Raw genomic sequence first — 2,500 nt, 5'->3', positions numbered from 1 at the left:
CAGGGCGAATTAGTCGCTGGGTGTAGACCCGAAACCAAGTGATCTATCCATGGCCAGGATGAAGGTGCCGTAACAGGTACTGGAGGTCCGAACCCACTGGTGTTGCAAAACCAGGGGATGAGCTGTGGATAGGGGTGAAAGGCTAAACAAACTTGGAAATAGCTGGTTCTCTCCGAAAACTATTTAGGTAGTGCCTCAAGTATTACCGTCGGGGGTAGAGCACTGTTTTGGCTAGGGGGTCATGGCGACTTACCAAACCAAGGCAAACTCCGAATACCGACGAGTACAGCTTGGGAGACAGAGCACCGGGTGCTAACGTCCGGACTCAAGAGGGAAACAACCCAGACCGCCAGCTAAGGTCCCTAAAATTGGCTAAGTGGGAAACGAAGTGGGAAGGCTAAGACAGTCAGGATGTTGGCTTAGAAGCAGCCATCATTTAAAGAAAGCGTAATAGCTCACTGATCGAGTCGTCCTGCGCGGAAGATGTAACGGGGCTCAAGCCAGTTACCGAAGCTGCGGATGCACAGCTTGCTGTGCGTGGTAGGAGAGCGTTCTGTAAGCCTGTGAAGGTGGCTTGTAAAGGCTGCTGGAGGTATCAGAAGTGCGAATGCTGACATGAGTAGCGTTAAAGCGGGTGAAAAGCCCGCTCGCCGTAAGCGCAAGGTTTCCTACGCAACGTTCATCGGCGTAGGGTAAGTCGGCCCCTAAGGCGAGGCAGAGATGCGTAGCTGATGGGAAGCAGGTCAATATTCCTGCACCGGTTACAAGTGCGATGTGGGGACGGATCTTAATAGGTTATCCGGCGGTTGGAAGTGCCGGTTTAGACAGAAGTAGGCGACACGTAGGCAAATCCGCGTGTCATGTACCGAGGCTGTCGATCGAGCGAGCTTGCTCGCGAAGTAACCAAACGGGGTCCCAGGAAAAGCCACTAAGCTTCAGCTTGTAATCGACCGTACCGCAAACCGACACTGGTGCGCGAGATGAGTATTCTCAGGCGCTTGAGAGAACTCGGGAGAAGGAACTCGGCAAATTGACACCGTAACTTCGGAAGAAGGTGTGCCCCGGTAGCGTGTAGTGAACAACGAAGCGCGAAAGGGTTGCAAAAAATAGGTGGCTGCGACTGTTTACTAAAAACACAGCACTCTGCAAACACGAAAGTGGACGTATAGGGTGTGACGCCTGCCCGGTGCCGGAAGATTAATTGATGGGGTGCAAGCTCTTGATCGAAGTCCCGGTAAACGGCGGCCGTAACTATAACGGTCCTAAGGTAGCGAAATTCCTTGTCGGGTAAGTTCCGACCTGCACGAATGGCGTAACGATGGCCACACTGTCTCCTCCCGAGACTCAGCGAAGTTGAAATGTTTGTGATGATGCAATCTCCCCGCGGAAAGACGGAAAGACCCCATGAACCTTTACTGTAGCTTTGTATTGGACTTTGAACGGATCTGTGTAGGATAGGTGGGAGGCTTTGAAGGGCGGATGCTAGTTCGCCTGGAGCCAACGTTGAAATACCACCCTGGTGCGTTTGAGGTTCTAACCTAGGTCCCTTACCGGGATCGGGGACAGTGCATGGTAGGCAGTTTGACTGGGGCGGTCTCCTCCCAAAGTGTAACGGAGGAGTTCGAAGGTACGCTAGGCACGGTCGGACATCGTGCTCATAGTGCAATGGCATAAGCGTGCTTAACTGCGAGACTGACAAGTCGAGCAGATGCGAAAGCAGGACATAGTGATCCGGTGGTTCTGTATGGAAGGGCCATCGCTCAACGGATAAAAGGTACTCTGGGGATAACAGGCTGATACCGCCCAAGAGTTCATATCGACGGCGGTGTTTGGCACCTCGATGTCGGCTCATCTCATCCTGGGGCTGTAGCCGGTCCCAAGGGTATGGCTGTTCGCCATTTAAAGAGGTACGTGAGCTGGGTTTAAAACGTCGTGAGACAGTTTGGTCCCTATCTTCCGTGGGCGCTGCAGATTTGAGGAAGCCTGCTCCTAGTACGAGAGGACCGGAGTGGACGCACCTCTGGTGTACCGGTTGTCACGCCAGTGGCATCGCCGGGTAGCTATGTGCGGAAGAGATAACCGCTGAAAGCATCTAAGCGGGAAACTCGTTCCAAGATGAGATCTGCCGGGGCCTTGAGCCCCCTGAAGGGTCGTTGAAGACCACAACGTTGATAGGCTGGGTGTGGAAGCGCAGCAATGCGTTAAGCTAACCAGTACTAATTGCCCGTGCGGCTTGACCCTATAACTTTGGTAAACACATCAATTCAACGGAATGTGCTTTACACCGTATCCAACCCGATACCACGCAATCAAATACACGCTGATGCAGACTCTATGAATACGCTGCCCTGAGCCCAAGCCCAGGACAGCAACCCGTTATGCCTGACGACCATAGCAAGTCGGTCCCACCCCTTCCCATCCCGAACAGGACCGTGAAACGACTTCGCGCCGATGATAGTGCAGATTCCTGTGTGAAAGTAGGTCATCGTCAGGCTGTTAT

At 53.2% G+C, this 2,500-nt stretch carries 2 rRNA genes (1 of these 2 cut by a window edge); both read left to right on the top strand.

What is annotated here, in order from left to right:
- Positions 1 to 2,241, top strand: a 23S ribosomal RNA gene (locus CON76_RS06155); it begins 635 nt to the left of the window's first position.
- Between the two features lie 140 nt (positions 2,242 to 2,381).
- Positions 2,382 to 2,494 (top strand): 5S ribosomal RNA (rrf, locus tag CON76_RS06150).
- Positions 2,495 to 2,500: the final 6 nt, after the last annotated feature.

It is taken from the genome of Macromonas bipunctata, assembly GCF_002837135.1.
Classification (GTDB): Bacteria; Pseudomonadota; Gammaproteobacteria; order Burkholderiales; family Burkholderiaceae_C; genus Macromonas_A; species Macromonas_A bipunctata.
This window is presented reverse-complemented; position numbering and strand designations above follow the sequence as displayed.